Source organism: Ferrimonas balearica, from assembly GCF_019802055.1.
Taxonomy (GTDB): Bacteria; Pseudomonadota; Gammaproteobacteria; order Enterobacterales; family Shewanellaceae; genus Ferrimonas; species Ferrimonas balearica_A.
This window is the reverse complement of record NZ_JAHVHW010000006.1, coordinates 289,590-308,444: the sequence shown is the minus strand read 5'-3', so window position 1 is coordinate 308,444 and position 18,855 is coordinate 289,590. Positions and strand designations below refer to the sequence as shown.

Below are 18,855 nucleotides of genomic sequence, written 5' to 3'. Positions count from 1 at the left end.
GGCTCAGCCTGAACGGCTGAGCTCCGCACTGGTGGGCAGGGCTTCCGGCGCACGGAACAGATAACCCTGACCCCAACGGCACCCCAACCCTTTGAGCAGCTGGTGTTGACCCGGCTGCTCAATCCCCTCCGCACTGACAACAAATCCCAGCTGGCCAGACAGAGCCACCAGGGATTGAAGCACCGCTCGGTGGCGTTCACAGTCGGTGCTTTTCTGGCTGTAGTGCTTATCCACCTTAACGAAGTCCAGCGGCAGCAGCGGCAGCATCGCCAGGGCGCTGTAACCGGTCCCCACATCATCCAGCCCCAGCTTAACCCCCAGGCACTGCAGCCGGTTCAGTCCCTCATGCAGGGTGGGTTGATCCACCATCAGGTCGCGTTCGGAAAACTCCAGTGCCAGTTGTCCTTTCGGCAGGGTCAGTGACTCGATGCAGCGTTCCAGCTTCTCCAGCTTGCTGTTGGAGCGCAGGTGGGTGAGGTCCAGATTGACGTGCACCCAGCCGCGATGGCCTATCTGTTGGCGCAGTTGCGGGTAGTCCCGACAGACCTGACGGAGCACATAACAGTCCAGCTCCGCCACGGCACCACTGTGGCAGGCCTGAGGCAGAAACTGGTCCGGGGTCAGCTCCCCCAGTTGGGGGTGGTGCCAGCGGGCCAGGGCTTCCATCCCCACCACCTGCTGCTGCTCCAGATCCATTACCGGTTGGTAGTGAACGGTGATCTGGCCCTGGTTCAACGCTTGTCGGAACTGCGCTTCGCGAGTCAGATCGGCGACCGCTTCCGCATGCATCTGCTGGTCAAAGAACTGGAAGCCACCCCGGCCAGCGGATTTGGCGTGGTAGAGGGCCGCATCCGCATCCCGCAGCAGGGTTTGGGGAGAGGCGTTCTGGTGGGGATCCGCCAGAGCGATACCGATGCTGGCTCCGGGAAAGAACTCCTTGCCCTCCAGCTTCAGGGGCTGGCGCAGCTGTTCCAGAAGCCGTTCCGCGGCCTCCTGAACATGCTGGCGGTTGCGGATCCCATCCAGCAGAATCACAAACTCATCGCCCCCCAGACGGGCCAGAGTGTCGTTGTCCCGAACACATCGACTGAGGCGCTGCGCCACGGTTTCCAGCAGGGTATCGCCCGCCAGGTGGCCGAGAGAATCGTTGACCAGCTTGAACCGGTCCAGGTCGATAAACAGCAGCGCGAAGCGCTCATCAGGGTGCCGCTTGATGTGCTTCAGGGCCTGATCCATCCGGCTGAGCAGCAGTGCCCGGTTGGGGAGGCCGGTCAGGGTGTCATGGAGTGCGTCGTGCCGGAGCTGACTTTCCGCTTTGCGACGCTGAAGGATCTGGCGGTGCAGGTCCACGTTCATGGCGTGAACTTCACGAGTGCGCTCCGTCACCTTGCGTTCCAACTCCTCCCGGTAACGGGCTCGTTGCTCCAACGCCTGACGGCGTTCAATGGCGGTGCTGATGTGCTGGGAGACAAACCCCAACACATCCAGATCTTTATCCTCATAGCCGTAATCGGGGTGCTGGCTGAACACGGCCAGCACGCCCCGGATCTCACCATTGATCACCAGTGGTGCCCCCATCCAGTCCCTGAGGTCAATCAGGCAGCGGTCCACCGACTGCCCGAGGGAGCCATCCCGGTAGCGGGAATCAATGGTGTCACGACAGAGTCGTAGGGGGCGCTGGGCGGCCATCACCTGCTCCGTCAGGCCATCCCCCGGTTTCCGGGGTGGCGGCGCTTCCAGGGCATCGCCCACCTCGAAATAGGGGAAGGTGAGGTGCTCACCTTCCGCATCCAGCAGGGCAACAAAGCAGTTTTCGGCATAAAGCAGATGACGCAGTACCGAGTGAATCGCCCGGTAAAAGCTGTCGATGTCCCGGCCGCTGGCGGTGATCTCGGTGATCTCCAGCAGGGCATTCTGTAGCCGCTCCGCCCGACGGCGCTGTGCGACCTCCTGCTGCAGCGCCTTATTGGCCCGGCTCAGTGCCCGGGTGCGATGTTCAATCAGTCGTTCGGTCTGGGCCCGCAGCTTCAGACGCTCCATCGCAGTGATCAGGTGCTGGCCGACAAAAGTCAGGAACTCCAGCTGGGCTTGCGTGTAGCGAAATCCGGGTTGGTAGGATTGCAGCACCAGAACCCCAATTACTGTCTCTTCCTGCTTCAGGGGGACTCCAAGCCAGGCTTCCGCAGGGTGGCCCAGACGTTGCACCTCGCCCTGCTCAACCAGTCTGGCCAGCGTGGCATTGTCAGCATTCAGCGGTTTTCCATGTCGATACACGTATCCGGTGCAGCCAGCCAATAGATAGCGGGTGTCGACATGGGGAGAGCTGTCCCGCTCGTCGAGAAAGAAGGGGAAATCGAAACGTTCGGTGATGGGGTCGAAGAGGGCGACATAGCAGTTTGCGGTGCCCGGAAACTGCTGAACCAGCGGTGCCAGCTCCTGATAGAAGCGCTCCATGGTGGGACTGTGGCTGGCAAGCTCGGAGACTCGGAACAGGATCGACTGCAGTGAGGCCGCGGTTTTGTAGTGGCTTGCCATCCTCTTCAGTCGATTAACACGCCTTTCTAGTGATGCTGTTACCGATTGCGGCGACAGAGCCTTCCCTTTGGGCATTCTGCTGCTGTCCTTGCTGGTGATGTTAACGTGGGAGTCGAATCGAGACAGATTGACCAAAAAAGCGGCACGCTTCAATGTTTTTTGTTGTTTTCACTATGCTTTTTTACATGGTCTAGTTAAAATTCCACCACTTGACCGACACGGTGCCAAAAATACGTGGACTGGGGGGGGCCCCTTACGTATTATGTCCGCCGTCGAAGTGAGTGAGCGCCCATAGCTCAGCTGGATAGAGCGCTGCCCTCCGGAGGCAGAGGTCAGAGGTTCGAATCCTCTTGGGCGCGCCATTCGAAGGTTTCATTTCGACACTAATCTGGATAGCCAGATGTCCCGACAGTGGTGGCTGTAGCTCAGTTGGTAGAGTCCCGGATTGTGATTCCGGTTGTCGCGGGTTCAAGTCCCGTCAGCCACCCCACTATTCAGAAAAAGCCCCGGTTTTACCGGGGCTTTTTCGTATCTGCTCTACGGTCTCACTCTGTTCTGGTTCCGCCTTTGGTTCCACCTTTCCCGGCCCCTGCCATCCCAAAAGGGGAACCTCGCTTTACCGCCCTCCGGGTTCGAGTGGCGCTTACTCTCCTGCTATTCGTCCAACGCAGGACTAGGGTTTCGCTTCGTTCAGGGCCTTCACCAGCAGGTCTGCCCATCGTCTCAGGATACGGTCCGCTTCCGCCCGGTTGGTCACTTTGTTGGCGTACTGGAATGTACCGGTGTCCCGTGCAGAGCGTGAATCCACCACCCGTCCAATCAGGTCCCGCGTCTCTGAGTCGTAGAGCTCCATATAGAGTGTCATGGAGCCCGCTGAGGCGACGTAGTTGCGCTGGAACTGGGTTCCCTGCAGGTCCGGCGCGGTGATGTCGAGATTGATGATGGCGGGCCTGAGCAGCAGGACGTCCTGGTCCCGAACTTCCGGGCTGACGACCTCATAACCGCCCCGTTCCTCCAACTCTCGGGTGAACACCGTCATAAACTCTTTGGCCAGCTCCTGCTGAATCTTCTCCATCTCCTTGCCGCTGATGCGTTGGGACAGTTCGCGTCGGCCGCTGTTGTAGTCACGTTGCCAGTCTTTTTTGAACGCCACAAAGCAGTCCAGGATCGCCACCCGGGTATAGGGCGCCAGCGTGGCGCCTTCAAGCCAGTACGCCGCCTGAACCTGTTCGGAGGGGATCCGGGTCAAGCCATCATCGGTCCGGTCGGGAAAGTCATCCTTGGCTTGTGCCATGGGCAGCAGAAGACAGAGTACAGAGAGAATCATCAGTGCGCGTCGCATGGCAACCTCCACAGCGATATCAGTGCTTAAGGTATAGACGGGAGGGCCGGAATCCCCAACTGTCAGAGGCCGCAAGAGGACAAACAAAAAAGGCCAGCCCGATGGGCTGGCCTGTAAGGCGTTTTGCGGAGGTGGATTAGCCGCCAGTGAAGCTCATAAACCGCAGGATCTGAGTCTCACCGTCGGTACGGAACTCGTGCTTCTCCGGCTTCTTCATCATGGCGTCCAGGATCGCCTGCTTCAGGCACTCAATATCGCCGGGGTATTCGCGAACGATCGCCTTGAGATCCACGGCGTTTTCGTTGCCCAGACAGAGCAACAGCTGGCCGGTGGTGGTGACCCGAACCCGGTTGCACTCGCTGCAGAAGTTGTGGCTGTGGGGGCTGATAAAGCCGATGCGGATATCGCTGTCCGGCATCCGGTAATAGCGGGCTGGGCCACCGGTGTTCTCGGTTGTGGGGATCAGTTCGTAGCGCTCCGACAGGATCTCGCGCACCGCATCGCTGGTCAGCAGGCTCTGCTGACGGCGATCCGCATCCAACTGGCCCAGGGGCATCTCTTCAATAAAGCTGATGTCCACGCCCTTCTCACGCGCAAAGGCGACCAGATCCAGGATCTCGTCATCGTTGCTGCCCTTCATCGCCACGGTATTGAGCTTGATGCGCTCAAAGCCCGCTTCGATGGCGGCGTCGATGCCGGCCAGAACACGATCCAGCTTGCCGTTACGGGTCACTGCGGTGAAGCGCTCCGGGTCAAGGGTATCCAGGCTGATGTTGATCCGCTTCAGGCCCGCTTCTTTCAGCGGTTGCGCGAATTTTTTGAGGCGTGACCCGTTGGTGGTCAGACAGAGGTCTTTCAGCCCGGGCAGATCCGCGATCTGCTTAACCAGGTAGTCCAGGTCACTTTTAACCAGGGGCTCTCCCCCGGTCAGACGGATCTTCTGTACACCCAGTTCGGTAAAGGCCTGGGCGATCTGGTGCAACTCCTCAAGAGAGAGCACCTGGTCACGGGGCAGGAACTTGGGGTCTTCATCCATGCAGTAGACGCAGCGGAAGTCGCAGTGGTCCGTTACGGACATGCGCAGGTAGCTGATTTTGCGTCCAAAGCCGTCAGTTAATGACATCGACGTCTCCTACATCAGGTCTGCAAATGGTTGCACCCAGACGGCATCGCCGGGGCGGACGAGGTCGATCGCTTCCTCGATAACGATCAGGCAGTTGGCCTGCACCATGGAGCTCAGGATGCCACTGCCCTGACTGCCGGTGGTGCGTACCTCCAACTGGCCAGCGGCGCCCAGGGTGGCGATGCCACGGCTGAACTCGGTGCGACCGGTGCGGCTGCGCATCGGCTCGGTGGCAACGGCTTTCACCAGGCGCGGTGCCCAGTGGCTTTCACCGGCCAGCTTGCGCAGAGCGGGTTGGACGAACTGCATAAAGGAGATCATCACGGCGACCGGGTTGCCGGGCAGACCAAAGAACAGGGCGTTGCCAATGGTGCCGAACGCCAGGGGGCGACCGGGGCGCATGGCGATCTTCCAGAAATCGATGGTGCCGAGGCGGGCCAGGGCATCCTTAATAAAGTCGGCGTCCCCGACCGATACGCCACCGGAGCTGATCACCACATCCGCCTGGGAAGAGGCCTGTTCCAGTGCAGTGACCATGGCATCTTCGTTGTCTTCGATGATGCCGAGGTCGATCACCTCACAGCCAAGCTGAGCCAGCATACCGTGCAGGCTGAAACGGTTGGCGTCGAAGATGCAGTTCTGCTTCAGAGGGGCTTCCGGGGCACACACCTCATCGCCGGTGGAGAAGATCGCCACCTTGGGGCGACGCCACACGGTGGGCTGGGCCAGGCCCAAAGAGGCCAGCAGGCCCATCTCCGCCGCGCTGATGCGGGCGCCCTGAGTCAGGGCGGTGGCACCGGTCCGGATATCTTCACCGGCCTGGCGGACATTTTGTCCCGGCTCGATGGCGCCTTCAAAGCGCACCCGGCCATCCTGCTCGGTGGCCAGCTCACGCATGATCACCGTGTCCGCACCGGCCGGCAGAGGAGCGCCGGTCATGATCTTGACCGCTTCACCGGCCGCGACAGTGCCGTCGTAGGCGTGGCCGGCAAACACCTCGCCCACCACCTTGAACTCATCAGCGTCACCGTGGGCAATGGCGTAGCCGTCCATTGCGGAGTTGGTGTGTTGAGGGACATTGATGGGGGAGATGGCGTCCTGCGCCAGAACACGGCCCAGGGCCTGAGTCAGGGGCAGGGATTCGGTTTCGCTCAGCGGCGTGACCTTGCTGAGGATGCGGGCCACACCCTGGTTCACCGACAGTTGCTTGCGCTCCACGCTGTCACAGCTGGGCCCAAGAGGGGCGGGCGTAACCGGCGTCCATTGAGCGATAAAGCGCTGGATAAAGTCAGCGATGCCGTCGACATCATTGATGGAGAGTTGAGGCAGGGTGCAATCCGAGGGCAGTCGGGTCGCTTCGTCGCAGGCGATGGCCTGGATCAGGGGGTCATGGGTAAACACAAAGGGTTTGCCCACTTCCGCCCGGTGCAGCTCCAGCTTGGGCAGGGCCAGTTTCTTAAAGCCTTCCACCAGGATCATATCGATGCGGCTCTGGTCGATCATCGCCAGCAGCTCTTTGAGATCCGGGTCGCCCTCAACCGGGCGCTCCATCATCAGGGCGCGGCGGTTGCTTGAACCGATCAGCATCTGATCGGCACCGGCCTTTCGCAGCTCGAAGCTGTCCTTGCCGGGCTTATCCACTTCAAAGTTGTGGTGAGCGTGCTTCACCACCGCCACTTTCAGCCCCCGGCGGTTCAGCTCGGGCAGCAACTTCAACAACAGGGTGGTTTTGCCTGTGCCACTGTAAGCACAAATCCCCAGAACGGGAACTCGGCAATCGGACAGGAGGGTGTCTGCGCTCATGGACTCTCTCATCTGTACTGTCAGGCCAGCAGCTGCTGCTCCAGCTCCTGACGCTGCTCTGGAGTATTGATGTTGGCAAAGGCGTCGGCTGCGCCATTGAAAACGCACCGGGCCACTTTATGTTGGCCATACCAGAGGTCAATCTTACGATCCCCGGCAGCCAGAAACTGCTCAATGGATCCCAATAACTCCCGCTTCAGCAGGATCACCACCGGGTGTTCCCGCTCATCATCACAGGCCACGGCGGCCTCGGCGTCGCTGCTCTGCATCGCGGCCAGCAGTCGCTCTGCCAGATCGGCGGGCAGGTTCGGGGTGTCACAGGGACAGATCAGCACCAGCGGGGTGGTCGCTTCCGCCATGGCAACCGCCATGCCCGCCATCGGACCCATAAAGCCGGGAATGGTGTCGTTGTGCACCGGCAGGCCAAGCTCGGCGTAGCGTGTCTGGTTGCGGTTGGCGATGATCATGCCCGCCATGCCGGGTTGGCGAACCCGATTGAGAACGTGTTGGATCATGGGTTGTCCGGCAACCGGGATCAGTCCCTTGTCATCGCCGCCCATACGACGGGCTTGGCCTCCGGCCAGCACCGCCAGGGTGATGTCATTAAGCGTCATGCTCTGGCTTCCTGCTGATCGACCATGTTCAGGCAGATCAGGCTTTGGTTATCCAGGACCCAGTGCTCTTCGCACCGGTCGGTAAGTTCGGTTTGCTGGTGGCTGGTGATCACCAGGCCACAGCCACGTTGGTACAGTTGATCCACCATCTCGGTGACCAGGCCCAGCGAGTCCGGATCCAGGTTGGCGCTGGGCTCATCCAGCAGTAGGAACCGGGGGTTCAGTACCCAGGCGCGGGCCAGGGCCAGGCGTTGTCGCTCGCCACCGGACAACACCTGAGCGGGACGCTCTGCCAGGTGCTCCAGGCGGGCCAGTCCAAGCGCTTCGCGGATGCGAACTTCGCGCTCCGACACGGACAACGCCAGATTGTTGAGACCGTAAGCCAAATTGTCCCATACCGTGCCGTTAAACAGGTAGGGGCTTTGATGCAGATACACCACCTGGCCGAGGGGAGAGCCATCCCGGCGCCAGCGACGGCTTGGGGCACCGCGCAGCACCACCTGGCCGGTCGTGGGACGGGACAGGCCCGCCAGGATCTTCATCAGCGTGGTTTTGCCCACGCCGTTGGGGCCTTTCAGCCAGATCCGCTGGTGGCCGCTGAGCATCAGATCCGGGATCCGGAACAGCAGTTGTTGGTTAAAGCGCATCTCCAGCGCAGTCGCGGTCAGTTGCATGGTTATCCTCGACGCAGGCCTTCCTGCTGATTACGCAGGCTACCCAGGGAGAAGTTGATCATCAGGGCCAGCAGCAGCAACACGGTACCCAGTGCCGCTGCCTGGGCAAACTCGCCTTTGCTGGTTTCCAGAGCGATGGCGGTGGGGATGTTGCGGGTCACATTGTGAATGTTACCCCCCACCAGCATGGAGGCGCCCACCTCAGTGATGATGCGGCTGAATGCCGCGATAACGGCCACCAGTAGGGGTGCCCGCAGTTCATGACAGAGAGTGAAAAAGGCGCGGTGGCGCGGTGCCCCCAGAGTACGGGCGGTTTCCCAGGCGCGCCAGTCTCCACTGGAGAAGGCGCCGTAACTGAGGGAGACCAGAACCGGCATCGCCAGGAACACCTGGGCCAGCACCATGGCGTTCTGGGTAAACAGCCAGCGCAGGTCACCCAGGATCCCCTGGCGGAACAGCAGCAGATAAGCGATCAGACCCACCACGACTGTGGGGATTGCCTGGAGCGTCTGGAACAGTGAGATGATGACGCTACGGCCCGGGAAACGGGTAACGGCCAGTGCAAAGCCCAGCAGGATACTGGGAAGCAGAATGATCGCCATGGCGCGCAGGGAGACGCTGAAAGAGACACCGATGATGGCCCAGACGTCAGGGTCAAAACTCAGCAGCAGCATCAAACCCTGCTGGAATACGGAAAACATGCCGTCGCTCATTCGGAAGCCTTATAGGTCGCCTGAAACAGCTGCTCTCCCTGCACGCTGAAATCATTGATCATCGCCTGTCCTTTGGCGCTGACCAGCCAGTCACTCAATGCCTGAGCGCCAGCGTGGTTCCGATCCGGGTAGATGGTGTCGCTGATCAGGATCACCTGGTAAGGGTTGAGCAGTCTGGCGTCGCCCTGATACAGCACTTTCAAATCCAGCTTGTCTTTGAACGCCAGGTAGGTGCCTCGGTCGGCCAGCAGATACCCTTGCATCTCGCTGGCGGTCAGCAGAGCCGGGCCCATGCCCTGACCGATGGCGGCATAACCGGTGAAATGGGTATCCACCCCGGCGGATCGCCACAGCGCCAGCTCTTTAATGTGTGTGCCGGACTCATCGCCCCGGGACACAAAAGGGGTTTTGGCATCGTGGATCCGCTTCATTGCGTCGGCCACGCTCTGTGCCGATGCGATGTGTGCGGGGTCACTGGCGGGGCCGAGCAGGATAAAATCGTTGGCCATCAGTTGGCGCGGCAGGCGGCCAAAACCGTCCTCCACGAACTTGGCCTCAGCGGCGGGAGCGTGAGTCATCACCACATCCACGTCGCCATTGCGGCCGTGACGCAGCGCCTTACCGGTTCCGGTGGCGATCACCTGCACCTGGTAACCACTGTCTTTCTCAAATTCCGGCAGCAGGTAAGCGAGCAGGCCGGAGTTGTCGGTGCTGGTGGTGGTGGCCAGACGCACCGGCTCTTTTGCCAGCGCCAGGCCGGGCAATAATGCCAGCAGCAACAACACTTTTGAGAGTGTACCTTTCATTCGTTAACTATCCTGTCGAACCCAAAACGTGGCAGACGCGTAAGTGACAACATGGCGCGTCTCGGCCCGCTCAAACCGTGCAAAGATAATGCCAATCGCTGTAAGAGGGGGGATTTTTGCCCGGGATCACACTTTCTCGCTGGCCAATAGGGTCAAAATGACGCACCTTTACGCTACCTATGGGCAAATTGACCCTGGCGGGACAATTTGTACCAATCTGCATCCCTGATATTGGAGATTCTCAGCGGTTATGGTCGATAAGCTTCCTCCCTCGACAGCGATGTCGGTTTTGGTGGTGGACGATGAGTCCGGCATGCGTTCGTTTCTGAAGAAAGCGTTGAGCAAACGCTTCGCACTGGTGGAAGTTGCCGGCAGTGTGGAAGAGGCGGAGCAGCTGCGCAGTCGTTGCCACTTCGACCTGCTGATCGTGGACATCAGCCTGCCGGGCCGGGATGGCATTGAGTGGCATGAGGCGCTGGACATGGACACCCGTCGCTCCGACGTGATCTTTATGACCGGCTTTGCCGATATGGAAACCGCCATCCGTGCCCTGCGCGCCGGGGCCGTTGACTTTATTCTCAAACCCTTCCGTCTGGAGCAGATGATGCAGGCGGTGGACCGCTGTATCGAACGCCGTCTGTTGCGCCGGGAAAATCTGCTGCTGCGTCGCGAAGTGGCCCACAGTCACCCCAACACCATCATCGGCAACAGCGCCGCCATGGCGGAGGTGAAGTCGGTGATTGGTCGCGTGGCTGCCACCAATGCGGTGGTGCTGATTGAGGGCGAATCCGGAACCGGTAAAGAGCTGGTTGCCCGCTCTCTGCACCAACTGTCGGGTCGCAGCGGCTCCTTTGTGGCCGTGAACTGCGGTGCGATTGCCCCGGAGCTGTTGGAAAGTGAGCTGTTTGGCCATGTGGCTGGTGCCTTTACCGGTGCCCGTGGGGCCCGCGAAGGCCTGTTCAGCTTTGCTTCCGGCGGCACCATCTTCCTGGACGAAATTGGCGAGATGCCGCTGCAGATGCAGACCGCACTGCTGCGGGTGCTGGAACAGCGCACCATCCGCCCGGTGGGCTCAGAGAAGGAGTCGCCGGTGGACGTGCGCGTGGTCGCCGCCACCAACCGGGAGTTGCAGCAAGAGGTTGAGGAGGGGCGTTTCCGTCGCGACCTGTTCTACCGTCTGAATGTGCTTAATATCCGCATCCCCAGTCTCCGTGAGCGCCCCGATGATGTGGTGGATCTGGTGCACCACTTTACCCGCCAACTGGCTACCGAGCTGGGGTTGCGGGAGGTTGCCTGGAGCCACGAGGACCTGCAGGTGATGCAGAGCTACGACTGGCCCGGCAACATTCGCGAACTGCGTAACCTGGTGGAGCGCTGCCTGCTGTTGGGTAAGCCGCCGGCAGAGTACTGGCGAAGCCAGGAAACCCCGGTGGTGGAGGTCCCGGCTGGGGCCGGTTACCCGGACGATATGGAGTTGAAAGAGGTGGAGCGCCTGCATGTGATGCAGGTGGTGACGGCGCAGGAGGGCAATAAGTCTGCGGCGGCACGGGTGCTGGGTGTGTCCCGGAAAACCCTCGACCGGAAATTTAAAGAGTGGGGTCAGGAAGGCGGATGCTGAAACGCTGGCGCCACCATTTCACCAATGACGTCAAGGTGATGACCAGCACAGTACGGTACCGTTTGCTGGTGCTGATGCTGCTGCCTGTGCTGGTTACCCTGGCCAGTCTGGTGTTTATCACCATCTACTGGAACGTCACCTACACCGGCAAGCAACTGTTTATGAAGGTGCGGGCGGATCTGGCAGTGGCTCAGGGGGTGCTGGCCAATCAGGCCGAGGCGCAGGAGCGTGCCTTGCGTCAGACCCAGCACGCCTGGGACTTCACTCAGCTTATCCAATCTCTGCAGTATTCCGACCGCTCCCTGAACCGGCTGCTTGAAGCGCACCGGGATCGCCTTGGCCTAGACTTTCTGCGCCTGGTCAGCCTGGAGGACGCGTTGGCGGAGCCCAAGTTGCGCCAGCTGATCCCGGATGAAAATGACGACGCCCGCTCTGGTTTGCAGGTGCTGTCCCGCAACCAGATGCTGCGGATCAGCCCGTCGCTGGCCCGATTGGCCTCCATGCGCCTGAAGCCCACGCCGATGGCGCCCCAGCCTCGGGAGGGGTTTGAGCAGCGGGGCATGGTGATCCGCAGTTTGATTCCGGTAAAAGGGCCGGATGGTGAGCGGATCGGGTACCTGGATGGCGGTTCACTGATGAACCACAACACCGAGTTGGTGGACACCATCAAGGCGCTGACCTACGCCGATGGCACCCTGCCTGCCCGGGCCCGTGGTGCGGTGACCCTGTTCCTCGACAATGTGCGGATCAGCACCAACGTCCCGGACGATGAAAACGGGCGGGCGGTGGGCACGCTGGTGTCGGAGCAGGTGCGGCTGAAGGTGCTGGAGCAGGGCAAGCTGTGGGTGGACCGGGCGTTTGTATTCAACGACTGGTACATCTCCGCTTACGCGCCATTGCTGGACACCAAAGGGGAGCGGATCGGCATGATCTACACCGGGTTTACCGAGGCCCCCTTTGTACTGAACTACCTGATCAACATCATTGAGATGGGCACCATCCTGCTGCTGGTGATGCTGGGTTCCGGTCTCGCGGTATACCGGGGTGCTTCGGGTTTGCTCAAGCCGATCGACCGAATTCATAACGTCGTCCGTGAAGTTCAGGCGGGGCGAAATCGCCGCATTGGCGATCTCGGTCTGGACCCGGCCAACGAGCTGGCCCAGTTGGGCCGTCAGTTTGACCTGATGCTGGACCAGTTGCAGGAGCGCAACCAGCAGATCCAGGCTGCCGCATTGCAGTTGGAGCAAAAGGTGGAGGAGCGCACCTTCAGCCTGAAGCAGCGGACTCAGGAGTTGAAACGCAACATCCGCCTGTTGGAGGAGACCCGACAGCAGATGGTGACCAACGAGAAGTTGGTGGCGCTGGGCGAGCTGACGGCGGGGATCGCTCATGAGATCAATAACCCGACGGCGGTGATCCTGGGCAACATTGAGCTGATCAAGATGGAGCTGGGGGACGAGGAGCCGGATCTTAATGAGGAGATCGAGCTGATTGTCCAGCAGGTGCAGCGCATCAACAGTATTATCCAATCGCTGTTGCAGTACGCGCGACCGGGCGATCTGGCGATGCCGCTGGAGCGCCAGCCGGTGAATCCCATCCTTGAAGAGATGCTGGTGCTGGTGCGCCACTCTCTGCGCAAGCAGTCGGTGGATGTGGACCTGGATCTGGGCGCCACTGCGCAGGTGGAGGTGAACCGCCAACAGCTGCTGCAGGTGCTGATCAACCTGGTGGTCAACGCCGCCCATGCCCTGAAGGGCTCGGGGCAGGTGCGTGTAGCCAGTGGCGACTGGATGGACGGCGACCAGCCCAAGGGAGTGTGGATCACCGTGGCGGACGATGGTTGCGGTATCGCCCCGGAGGTGCTGTCGCGCATCTTTGACCCCTTCTTTACCACCCGTAAGCAGGGCACCGGTCTGGGTCTTTCCCTGAGCTACGGCATCATCCGCCGCTTTGGCGGTTTGCTGGAGGTGGAATCGGAACTGGGTAAGGGCTCGGTCTTTACCATCAAGTTGCCGATGCAGTGTCCGGCGATGTCAGAACCCCAGGGCGTGCAGCTGAGCGTTCGTTCCTGAATCAAAACGCCCCACCAATCGGTGGGGCGTTTTTTGAGGCTTAACCCTTACTCATCCTCATATTCATCGTATTCGTCATCCTCGTCACAGCCGTGCCAGCCCCGAATGTGGCTCTCCAGCGCTATCACGCCGGGATCCTCCGCCCCGTAATACTGGACGATGGTGCCCAGCAGTGACTCCTCTACAAACAACTCATGGTCGAGATCTAGCGCTTCAACGTATCGGGTCAGCAGAGGCAGATACTCAGGACAGCTGGTCATCGCCAGTGCTTTGGCCACATGGCACAGGGCGGCGTAACCGGCGTTCAGATCGTCGTACAGCATCTCATCCAGGGCGATGAACGCCTCCAGCATGGCAGCCAGTTTGGCGTGGTGCTCCGATGCCACCCGCTGGAAAAATGCGGCCTGTTCGACGGGGCTGCCGTCACTGGTCATCAGAGCAAACGCAAATCGCTGACCACGGCGCTGACGGTCGATGTCCTCGCAGGCCTGGCCCATCTGGCGCAGGGTGCGCTGGTCATCGTCGCCTACAAACAGCGGGATGCGGCCTTCAAGATCGCGGTCAAAAAGGGCCAGCGGGGTCCATTCGTATGGCTGTGATGGCATCTCCTGAAAACCCTGTTGTTCCCCGTTGGCGAGAATGCGGAGATGTTGACCATCCTCAAAGTGCAGACAGAGGGTGTCGTCCTGCCAGTGCATCCGGGTCAGGGCTTCGAACAGGTCACCCTGTGCTTCGCGGTAGTCATCATCGAGTTCCGCCTCGGGATCGAGCAGCAGGTCGGCGTCGGCATGCCAACGCTCCAGCGCGGCGCGGTCAAAGTGGCGTGTCGCTATCCGGCCCTGCTCGGAGAGGTCGTCCAGACTGAATCGGGTCAGGCAGAGTACCGCTTCCGGCTCGCCGGCGTCGTTGGTGACGATAGGCAGGCGACCCCAGTCCAGCATAACGCCCAGGTTCCGTTCGCCGTTGAGGGCGGGCAGGCAGTAGTCATCATTGGCATTGCCCAGGCCCGGAAGCTCCTGGAAATCCGCTTCGCCGGTGGTCAGGTTGAGCTGGTAAAAGGCCTGCTCTGCGGGTGAATCGAAACCGAAGCTGGCTTCGCAGTCGTAAAACCAGAGCTGGTCGGGGTAAGGTGCGAAAATCTGGCGGAGCGTCAGATCCAACTGGGTGAACTCTTCCCGATCGGGCAGTTCAAAGCGCTTCAGGCGGGTGAGGGTCATGGCATCCAGGATCTCCAGCATATCGACGCGGTAGTTGTCGTCGTCCGCGTAAGCCACCTGGATGGTTTGGCCATCGGTGGCCACCCGGGCACCGATGCGGATATCGGCGGCCAGCTTCTGCTGTGCGACGCGATTACGGGTCGGCAGGTGGTACAGCTCAATGCGGCCATTCCAGTCTGCCACCACCATATGGTCGTCACCCACCTTCTCCAACAGGATGAGCGGCGCGCTGTGGCGCCAGGTCAGGTGCCAGATAACCTTTTCCTTTCCATCGTCGCCGCTCTCCAGCACCAATACCGTGGGTGTCGGGTCGGTGACTCCGGGCTCAATTCGATAGCGCATAGATACTCCTGTAATGTCGCCACCAGCTTACGTGACTTGCTGGGCTAAAACGTCGACATAACAGGCATTTGGATGAAATTCAGAGCCAAAAAATGTTCTTCGCTCATTAGTGGGAATTCAATACATAAGAGGTTGCATTCTGAATGCAAGCCCATCTCTGAAGGTCTCCTTCCAACTACGTCGTAATGTGTTTTGGAATCAGGACACTGATACAGACATCGCACTTTAGTGTCACGGCGAAAGCCGTCCACTGTGGCCGACTCGCGGCGCCGAGCGGGAGCGACTGAGAATGAGGCCGAGGGCCAGGGGTGAGAGCCGATAGGCACGAACGCGAAGCCAAGGATGGCGTAGCCGGGCTTTTGAACGGAGCAGGGACTGCGCAGTGAAAAAGGGCCGAGTAGCCAGCCGAGCATGGGTGAACGCCGATAGGCGTGAACGCGGAGCCATGGAGGGCGGAGCCGGCTTTTTGGAAAGGGTATGGATAGCCTTTTCCAAAAACGAGTCTGGCTAGTGCTGAAATGGAAAGGAGAGGGAGTGAGGGGCTTACGCCGCGCCGGAGGCAAAGGGGAGTCCAGAGGGGCGATAGCCCTTCTGGCGGCCGCCGGGCCGCTCCCGGCAAAGGCCTAAGAGTTACCGCAAAGATAACAGCCAGAGGCTCCCAAGGAAATTTTCGATGGAGCAAAAAAACGGGCTCAATTGAGCCCGTCGGGGAGGAAGCCGGTCAGACCGGGCTCCAGATCAACTTGCCGCAGTCAGTCAGGTCATAGCCGCCAAGGCGCTGGGCCTGGGACAGGGTATCCGGGCTCTGCATCACTGAGAACAGCTGCTGCAGGTGCTGGCGGAAGTAGACGCCCTGAGGCATCACCAGATCGAAGGATTCCCGACCCAGAGGCACAAAGGCCAGCCCCATCTCACCGGCGATACCGTGACAGCCAAAGCCAAAGTCCGCTTCACCGCGGGCCACTGATGCTGCCAGTTCCCGTTCGCTGAAGGCGGTGCCGACGATGTTCAGGTCGGTGCCTGCCATGCCACGCTCCGCCAGCCAGTTGTCGAAGTGATAGCGTGCTCCGGCGCCCTCCTGTCGGGTCAGCCAGCGGTAGCGCAGGGAGAGTGCCTGCTCCACATCCTGTCCCAGGTGGAGATGTTCATTGCGCATCATCAGGCCGAACTCACGGCTGGCGGCATGCACCATCACCCACTGCTTGTGCAGGGCGTGGCGTTTCAACAGCGCCGGATGGCGCAGATCGCGCTCTGACTCGTTGCCCCAGTGCAGGCAGCAGATGTCAGCCAGGCCTTGTGCCAGCAGGGAGAGACCCAGGCTGGAGTTGGTGGCGGAATAGTTAACCAAACCGCTGCTGCCAATGCGCTGGCTGACTCGACCCACCGCCCAGTGCAGCAGGGGGTCGTCTGAGCCGGTGATGATCAGGCGGTCGGACAGCATGCCGCTGTGGCAGGACTCCATCACCCAGCGGTCAATCAGGGTTTTGGGGAACAGCCATTTACCGGTGATCTTGGTGCCCGGCAGCTGGCGCTCATTGGCCATGGCGTACACCTTCTTCTCATTGAGATCGAGGTAGTCCGCCACCTGCTTGGCGTTCATAAAAAGGTTATCGGTTCCCTGGGTCATGCCTCGGCTCCGTCAAATTCAATGGTTTCTGCACCGTGGTAAACCAGGAAGTGCCGCCCCTTGGCGCGCGCAATCATGGTGATGCCCAGTTGTGTTGCCAGACTCAGACCCATCTCGGTTACACCGGAGCGGGACAGCAGCACCGGGATCCCCATCTTGGCCACCTTGATCACCATCTCTGAGGTGAGTCGACCTGTGGTGTAAAACACCTTGTCGCCACCCTCGAGCCCCTCCAGCCACATCTCGCCGGCTAGGGTATCCACCGCATTATGGCGGCCGACATCCTCAACGAAGCTGAGGATTCGCTCACCCTGGCAGATGCTACAGCCGTGAACGGCACCGGCATTCTTATAGGTGTCGTTGTACTGGCTGAGGTTCTTGAGCAGGGCGTAGATCCCACTCTGACTCATCGCGGGCGTGGGCAACTGAATCTCGTCGAGACCGGCGGTAAAGCTGCCGAACACCGTGCCCTGGCCACAGCCGCTGGTCACCGTCTTCTCCTCAAGCTTTTTCTGAACGTGGGTGACGTCCTCTTTGGTGATCACCGCCGCGGAGTTTACCTCCCAATCGACGATCACCGACTCCACCAGCTCGATGTCACGGATAAAGCCCTGGTTCTTCAGGTAGCCCAGCGCCAATGCTTCCGGACGGGCGCCCAGAGTCATCAGGGTCACGATGGGTTGCCAGTTGAGATAGAGAGTCAGCGGACGCTCACAGGCGATCTGCTTCTCCTGCACCTGGCCTTTTTCGTCCACCGCGGTAACGGCGATGGTCAGGGGCGCTTCCGCATGGGTGCGGGTGAGTCGGGGTCGTTTCAGGGTCGTGGTCATTCAATAGCTTGCCAAGGGATCTAAACTCGGTTTTGGGAAATGCAAAACCTGTTCCAGCTGTGTATGGGCCGTTCAGTGAGATCTGGATCACCGACTGACTGACCCACTGCCCCAAGCTGTCCCACCTGCTCCGGACAAAATGTCCCACCCGGGACAAAAAGCGTGAAGAGGATCATCCTGTGGCAACGGATTTAAAGTGGAACAATACTTGCAGTGGCCAGAGCAGTTAGGATTTTCGGTGGCCCTGTCCCCAATCCACTTCGACATGGGAGCGTGGAATGCAACACAGCGAATCGATCTGGCCCCTCTATGTAACCCTCCGAGCCAAGGAGGTAACGGTAGGCCGTTGGACCCAAACCAACTGGGAAGTAGACCAACTGCTGCCCGCTACCGGTGAGAAACCGGAAGGGGGTCACCTGGTGGCTATTGAGCTGTTCCTGGATGAGCGGGCCAACTACCGCCTGAATCTGGACCTGGCGAACCCGAAGCTGTTTATCATCTGTGATGACAAGGGGGATGGCGTGCCGGTACCGATGTCCGTGACCGCCAACCAGAACATTGCGGCTGGCGCGCTGGAGGGGGATACCCCGGTGCTGACCTGCGCGATCCCGGAAGCGATTGGTTGCTGGATCGAATCCTTTATCACCCGCCACGGCGAGGCGCCGATCCAGGCCCACCGCCGCAAGCACATCGATGTGCGGGGTGAACTGAAATCTCGTGGGGAGAAGCCGGAATGAGTTTTCTGTCCCGATGGCAACTGCGTAAGGCGGAGGTCGCTCGTGAAGAGGAGGAAGCCAAGGCTCCTGAGCAACCGACTGTAGATCCCGTGGACACCACAACTGAAGCCGAAGAGGCCGACGTTAAGAAGGCGGATGCCCCAGAGGTGGAAGCGGCCTCGGCTGCAGAGGGTGAAGAGGCTGCCCTGCCGGATCCCGAATCCATTGAGCAGGGTGGCAGCTTTGCCGATTACCTTAAGCCGGGGGTGGATCCCACCCAGCGAAAAGACGCGCTGCGGGCACTGTGGAAACAGCCTCAGTACAACATCCGTGACGGCCTGTGTGAGTACGATCTGGACTACGCTGCCCAGCCGAAACTGAGTGCCGCCGTGGCGGCCGAGTTGGCCAAGAAGGTGTTCCGCCATGTGACCGAAGCGGCCGAAGAGGCGGATAAAGTGGTGGCGGGTCAGCCGGAGTCTCAGGGCGAAGCGTCCCTTGAGCAAGCGGTCGATGAGCCCCAGCTGGCTCAAGCCGAATCTGCCGAAACTCCGTCAGAATTACCCACTGTCCGTGAGGATATTGGACAAAATGACCCGCAGGATCCGGAGAATCGCGCCGGATCTCGGAGCGAGGCGTAATTAAGACGACTAAACCTTTATCAGTGCTGGTACACCCCTTGCAGAACTTGCAGTGAGTGAGCTATCGCGCGTGAGCGCCAAATGTGAGCCTCTGAGCCCGGCCTGCCGGGAGTTAAGGGAGCGTTGCCGGCACCCTGGCGGACCATCCGCCTCTGTGACATCAAGAGCAACGACCGACTAGGAAA

General features: G+C 60.4%; 15 protein-coding genes and 2 tRNA genes. 6 read left to right on the top strand and 11 right to left on the bottom strand.

What is annotated here, in order from left to right:
* Positions 1-3: 3 nt before the first annotated feature.
* Positions 4-2,535, bottom strand: a complete 2,532-nt coding sequence (locus tag KUV52_RS06760) for an EAL domain-containing protein (RefSeq protein ID WP_222525176.1) — start codon at positions 2,533-2,535, stop codon at positions 4-6.
* A gap of 285 nt (positions 2,536-2,820) precedes the next feature.
* Here KUV52_RS06760 and KUV52_RS06755 point away from each other — a divergent pair.
* Positions 2,821-2,897: transfer RNA gene (locus tag KUV52_RS06755), tRNA-Arg, on the top strand.
* Positions 2,898-2,949: 52 nt separating this feature from the next.
* Positions 2,950-3,025 (top strand) — tRNA-His (locus tag KUV52_RS06750).
* Between the two features lie 183 nt (positions 3,026-3,208).
* Here the strand turns inward: KUV52_RS06750 and KUV52_RS06745 are convergent.
* The 7 genes from KUV52_RS06745 to KUV52_RS06715 form a co-directional block, all read right to left on the bottom strand.
* On the bottom strand, positions 3,209-3,877 hold the full coding sequence (locus KUV52_RS06745) for a DUF3313 family protein (RefSeq protein WP_222525175.1): 669 nt from the start codon (positions 3,875-3,877) through the stop codon (positions 3,209-3,211).
* A 136-nt stretch (positions 3,878-4,013) separates the two neighbouring features.
* Positions 4,014-5,000: a GTP 3',8-cyclase MoaA gene (gene moaA / locus KUV52_RS06740; protein WP_222525174.1), complete on the bottom strand. Its 987-nt coding sequence runs from the start codon at positions 4,998-5,000 to the stop codon at positions 4,014-4,016.
* 9 nt (positions 5,001-5,009) lie between these two features.
* Entirely contained in the window at positions 5,010-6,803 is a 1,794-nt protein-coding gene (locus KUV52_RS06735) for a bifunctional molybdopterin-guanine dinucleotide biosynthesis adaptor protein MobB/molybdopterin molybdotransferase MoeA (RefSeq protein ID WP_222525173.1), read from the bottom strand.
* Positions 6,804-6,823: 20 nt separating this feature from the next.
* A complete protein-coding gene (mobA, locus tag KUV52_RS06730; RefSeq protein WP_222525172.1) occupies positions 6,824-7,417 on the bottom strand; it encodes a molybdenum cofactor guanylyltransferase MobA in 594 nt (197 codons plus the stop codon).
* On the bottom strand, positions 7,414-8,091 hold the full coding sequence (locus KUV52_RS06725) for an energy-coupling factor ABC transporter ATP-binding protein (protein ID WP_222525171.1): 678 nt from the start codon (positions 8,089-8,091) through the stop codon (positions 7,414-7,416). The genes mobA and KUV52_RS06725 overlap by 4 nt, the downstream gene beginning before the upstream one ends.
* 2 nt (positions 8,092-8,093) lie before the next feature.
* A complete protein-coding gene (locus KUV52_RS06720; protein ID WP_222525170.1) occupies positions 8,094-8,804 on the bottom strand; it encodes an ABC transporter permease in 711 nt (236 codons plus the stop codon).
* Complete coding sequence (locus KUV52_RS06715; RefSeq protein WP_222525169.1) at positions 8,801-9,610, bottom strand: substrate-binding domain-containing protein; 810 nt, start codon at positions 9,608-9,610, stop codon at positions 8,801-8,803. Before KUV52_RS06715 ends, KUV52_RS06720 begins: the two co-directional genes overlap by 4 nt.
* A gap of 250 nt (positions 9,611-9,860) precedes the next feature.
* Here KUV52_RS06715 and KUV52_RS06710 point away from each other — a divergent pair, with 250 nt between their 5' ends.
* Positions 9,861-11,228: a sigma-54-dependent transcriptional regulator gene (locus KUV52_RS06710; protein WP_222525168.1), complete on the top strand. Its 1,368-nt coding sequence runs from the start codon at positions 9,861-9,863 to the stop codon at positions 11,226-11,228.
* Positions 11,222-13,300 (top strand): HAMP domain-containing sensor histidine kinase, encoded by a 2,079-nt coding sequence (locus KUV52_RS06705; RefSeq protein WP_222525167.1) that lies wholly within the window; start codon positions 11,222-11,224, stop codon positions 13,298-13,300. Before KUV52_RS06710 ends, KUV52_RS06705 begins: the two co-directional genes overlap by 7 nt.
* Before the next feature lie 47 nt (positions 13,301-13,347).
* Here the strand turns inward: KUV52_RS06705 and KUV52_RS06700 are convergent, their stop codons facing one another.
* From KUV52_RS06700 to KUV52_RS06690, 3 genes are all read right to left on the bottom strand, one after another.
* Positions 13,348-14,859 carry a hypothetical protein gene (locus tag KUV52_RS06700; RefSeq protein ID WP_222525166.1) on the bottom strand — a complete coding sequence of 504 codons (1,512 nt, stop codon included), beginning with the start codon at positions 14,857-14,859 and terminating at the stop codon, positions 13,348-13,350.
* Positions 14,860-15,580: 721 nt separating this feature from the next.
* Positions 15,581-16,486, bottom strand: coding sequence for a helix-turn-helix transcriptional regulator (locus KUV52_RS06695; protein WP_222525165.1), 906 nt, complete (start codon positions 16,484-16,486; stop codon positions 15,581-15,583).
* Positions 16,483-17,316 (bottom strand): formate dehydrogenase accessory sulfurtransferase FdhD, encoded by an 834-nt coding sequence (locus KUV52_RS06690; RefSeq protein ID WP_222525164.1) that lies wholly within the window; start codon positions 17,314-17,316, stop codon positions 16,483-16,485. Before KUV52_RS06690 ends, KUV52_RS06695 begins: the two co-directional genes overlap by 4 nt.
* Positions 17,317-17,594: 278 nt before the next feature.
* On the opposite strand from KUV52_RS06690, the gene KUV52_RS06685 reads away from it, so the two are divergent.
* Together KUV52_RS06685 and KUV52_RS06680 are read left to right on the top strand one after the other, a co-directional pair.
* A complete protein-coding gene (locus KUV52_RS06685) occupies positions 17,595-18,053 on the top strand; it encodes a DUF3305 domain-containing protein (RefSeq protein WP_222525163.1) in 459 nt (152 codons plus the stop codon).
* Positions 18,050-18,670 carry a DUF3306 domain-containing protein gene (locus tag KUV52_RS06680; protein WP_222525162.1) on the top strand — a complete coding sequence of 207 codons (621 nt, stop codon included), beginning with the start codon at positions 18,050-18,052 and terminating at the stop codon, positions 18,668-18,670. The genes KUV52_RS06685 and KUV52_RS06680 overlap by 4 nt, the downstream gene beginning before the upstream one ends.
* The last annotated feature ends 185 nt before the right edge of the window (positions 18,671-18,855 follow it).

What these genes read in the sequence shown, in the direction of transcription:
- KUV52_RS06760 (WP_222525176.1), bottom strand. Translation starts at nt 2,535, where the DNA reads ATGGCAAGCCACTACAAAACCGCGGCCTCACTGCAGTCGATCCTGTTC.
- KUV52_RS06745 (WP_222525175.1), bottom strand. Translation starts at nt 3,877, where the DNA reads ATGCGACGCGCACTGATGATTCTCTCTGTACTCTGTCTTCTGCTGCCC.
- moaA (WP_222525174.1), bottom strand. Translation starts at nt 5,000, where the DNA reads ATGTCATTAACTGACGGCTTTGGACGCAAAATCAGCTACCTGCGCATG.
- KUV52_RS06735 (WP_222525173.1), bottom strand. Translation starts at nt 6,803, where the DNA reads ATGAGCGCAGACACCCTCCTGTCCGATTGCCGAGTTCCCGTTCTGGGG.
- mobA (WP_222525172.1), bottom strand. Translation starts at nt 7,417, where the DNA reads ATGACGCTTAATGACATCACCCTGGCGGTGCTGGCCGGAGGCCAAGCC.
- KUV52_RS06725 (WP_222525171.1), bottom strand. Translation starts at nt 8,091, where the DNA reads ATGCAACTGACCGCGACTGCGCTGGAGATGCGCTTTAACCAACAACTG.
- KUV52_RS06720 (WP_222525170.1), bottom strand. Translation starts at nt 8,804, where the DNA reads ATGAGCGACGGCATGTTTTCCGTATTCCAGCAGGGTTTGATGCTGCTG.
- KUV52_RS06715 (WP_222525169.1), bottom strand. Translation starts at nt 9,610, where the DNA reads ATGAAAGGTACACTCTCAAAAGTGTTGTTGCTGCTGGCATTATTGCCC.
- KUV52_RS06710 (WP_222525168.1), top strand. Translation starts at nt 9,861, where the DNA reads ATGGTCGATAAGCTTCCTCCCTCGACAGCGATGTCGGTTTTGGTGGTG.
- KUV52_RS06705 (WP_222525167.1), top strand. Translation starts at nt 11,222, where the DNA reads ATGCTGAAACGCTGGCGCCACCATTTCACCAATGACGTCAAGGTGATG.
- KUV52_RS06700 (WP_222525166.1), bottom strand. Translation starts at nt 14,859, where the DNA reads ATGCGCTATCGAATTGAGCCCGGAGTCACCGACCCGACACCCACGGTA.
- KUV52_RS06695 (WP_222525165.1), bottom strand. Translation starts at nt 16,486, where the DNA reads ATGACCCAGGGAACCGATAACCTTTTTATGAACGCCAAGCAGGTGGCG.
- KUV52_RS06690 (WP_222525164.1), bottom strand. Translation starts at nt 17,316, where the DNA reads ATGACCACGACCCTGAAACGACCCCGACTCACCCGCACCCATGCGGAA.
- KUV52_RS06685 (WP_222525163.1), top strand. Translation starts at nt 17,595, where the DNA reads ATGCAACACAGCGAATCGATCTGGCCCCTCTATGTAACCCTCCGAGCC.
- KUV52_RS06680 (WP_222525162.1), top strand. Translation starts at nt 18,050, where the DNA reads ATGAGTTTTCTGTCCCGATGGCAACTGCGTAAGGCGGAGGTCGCTCGT.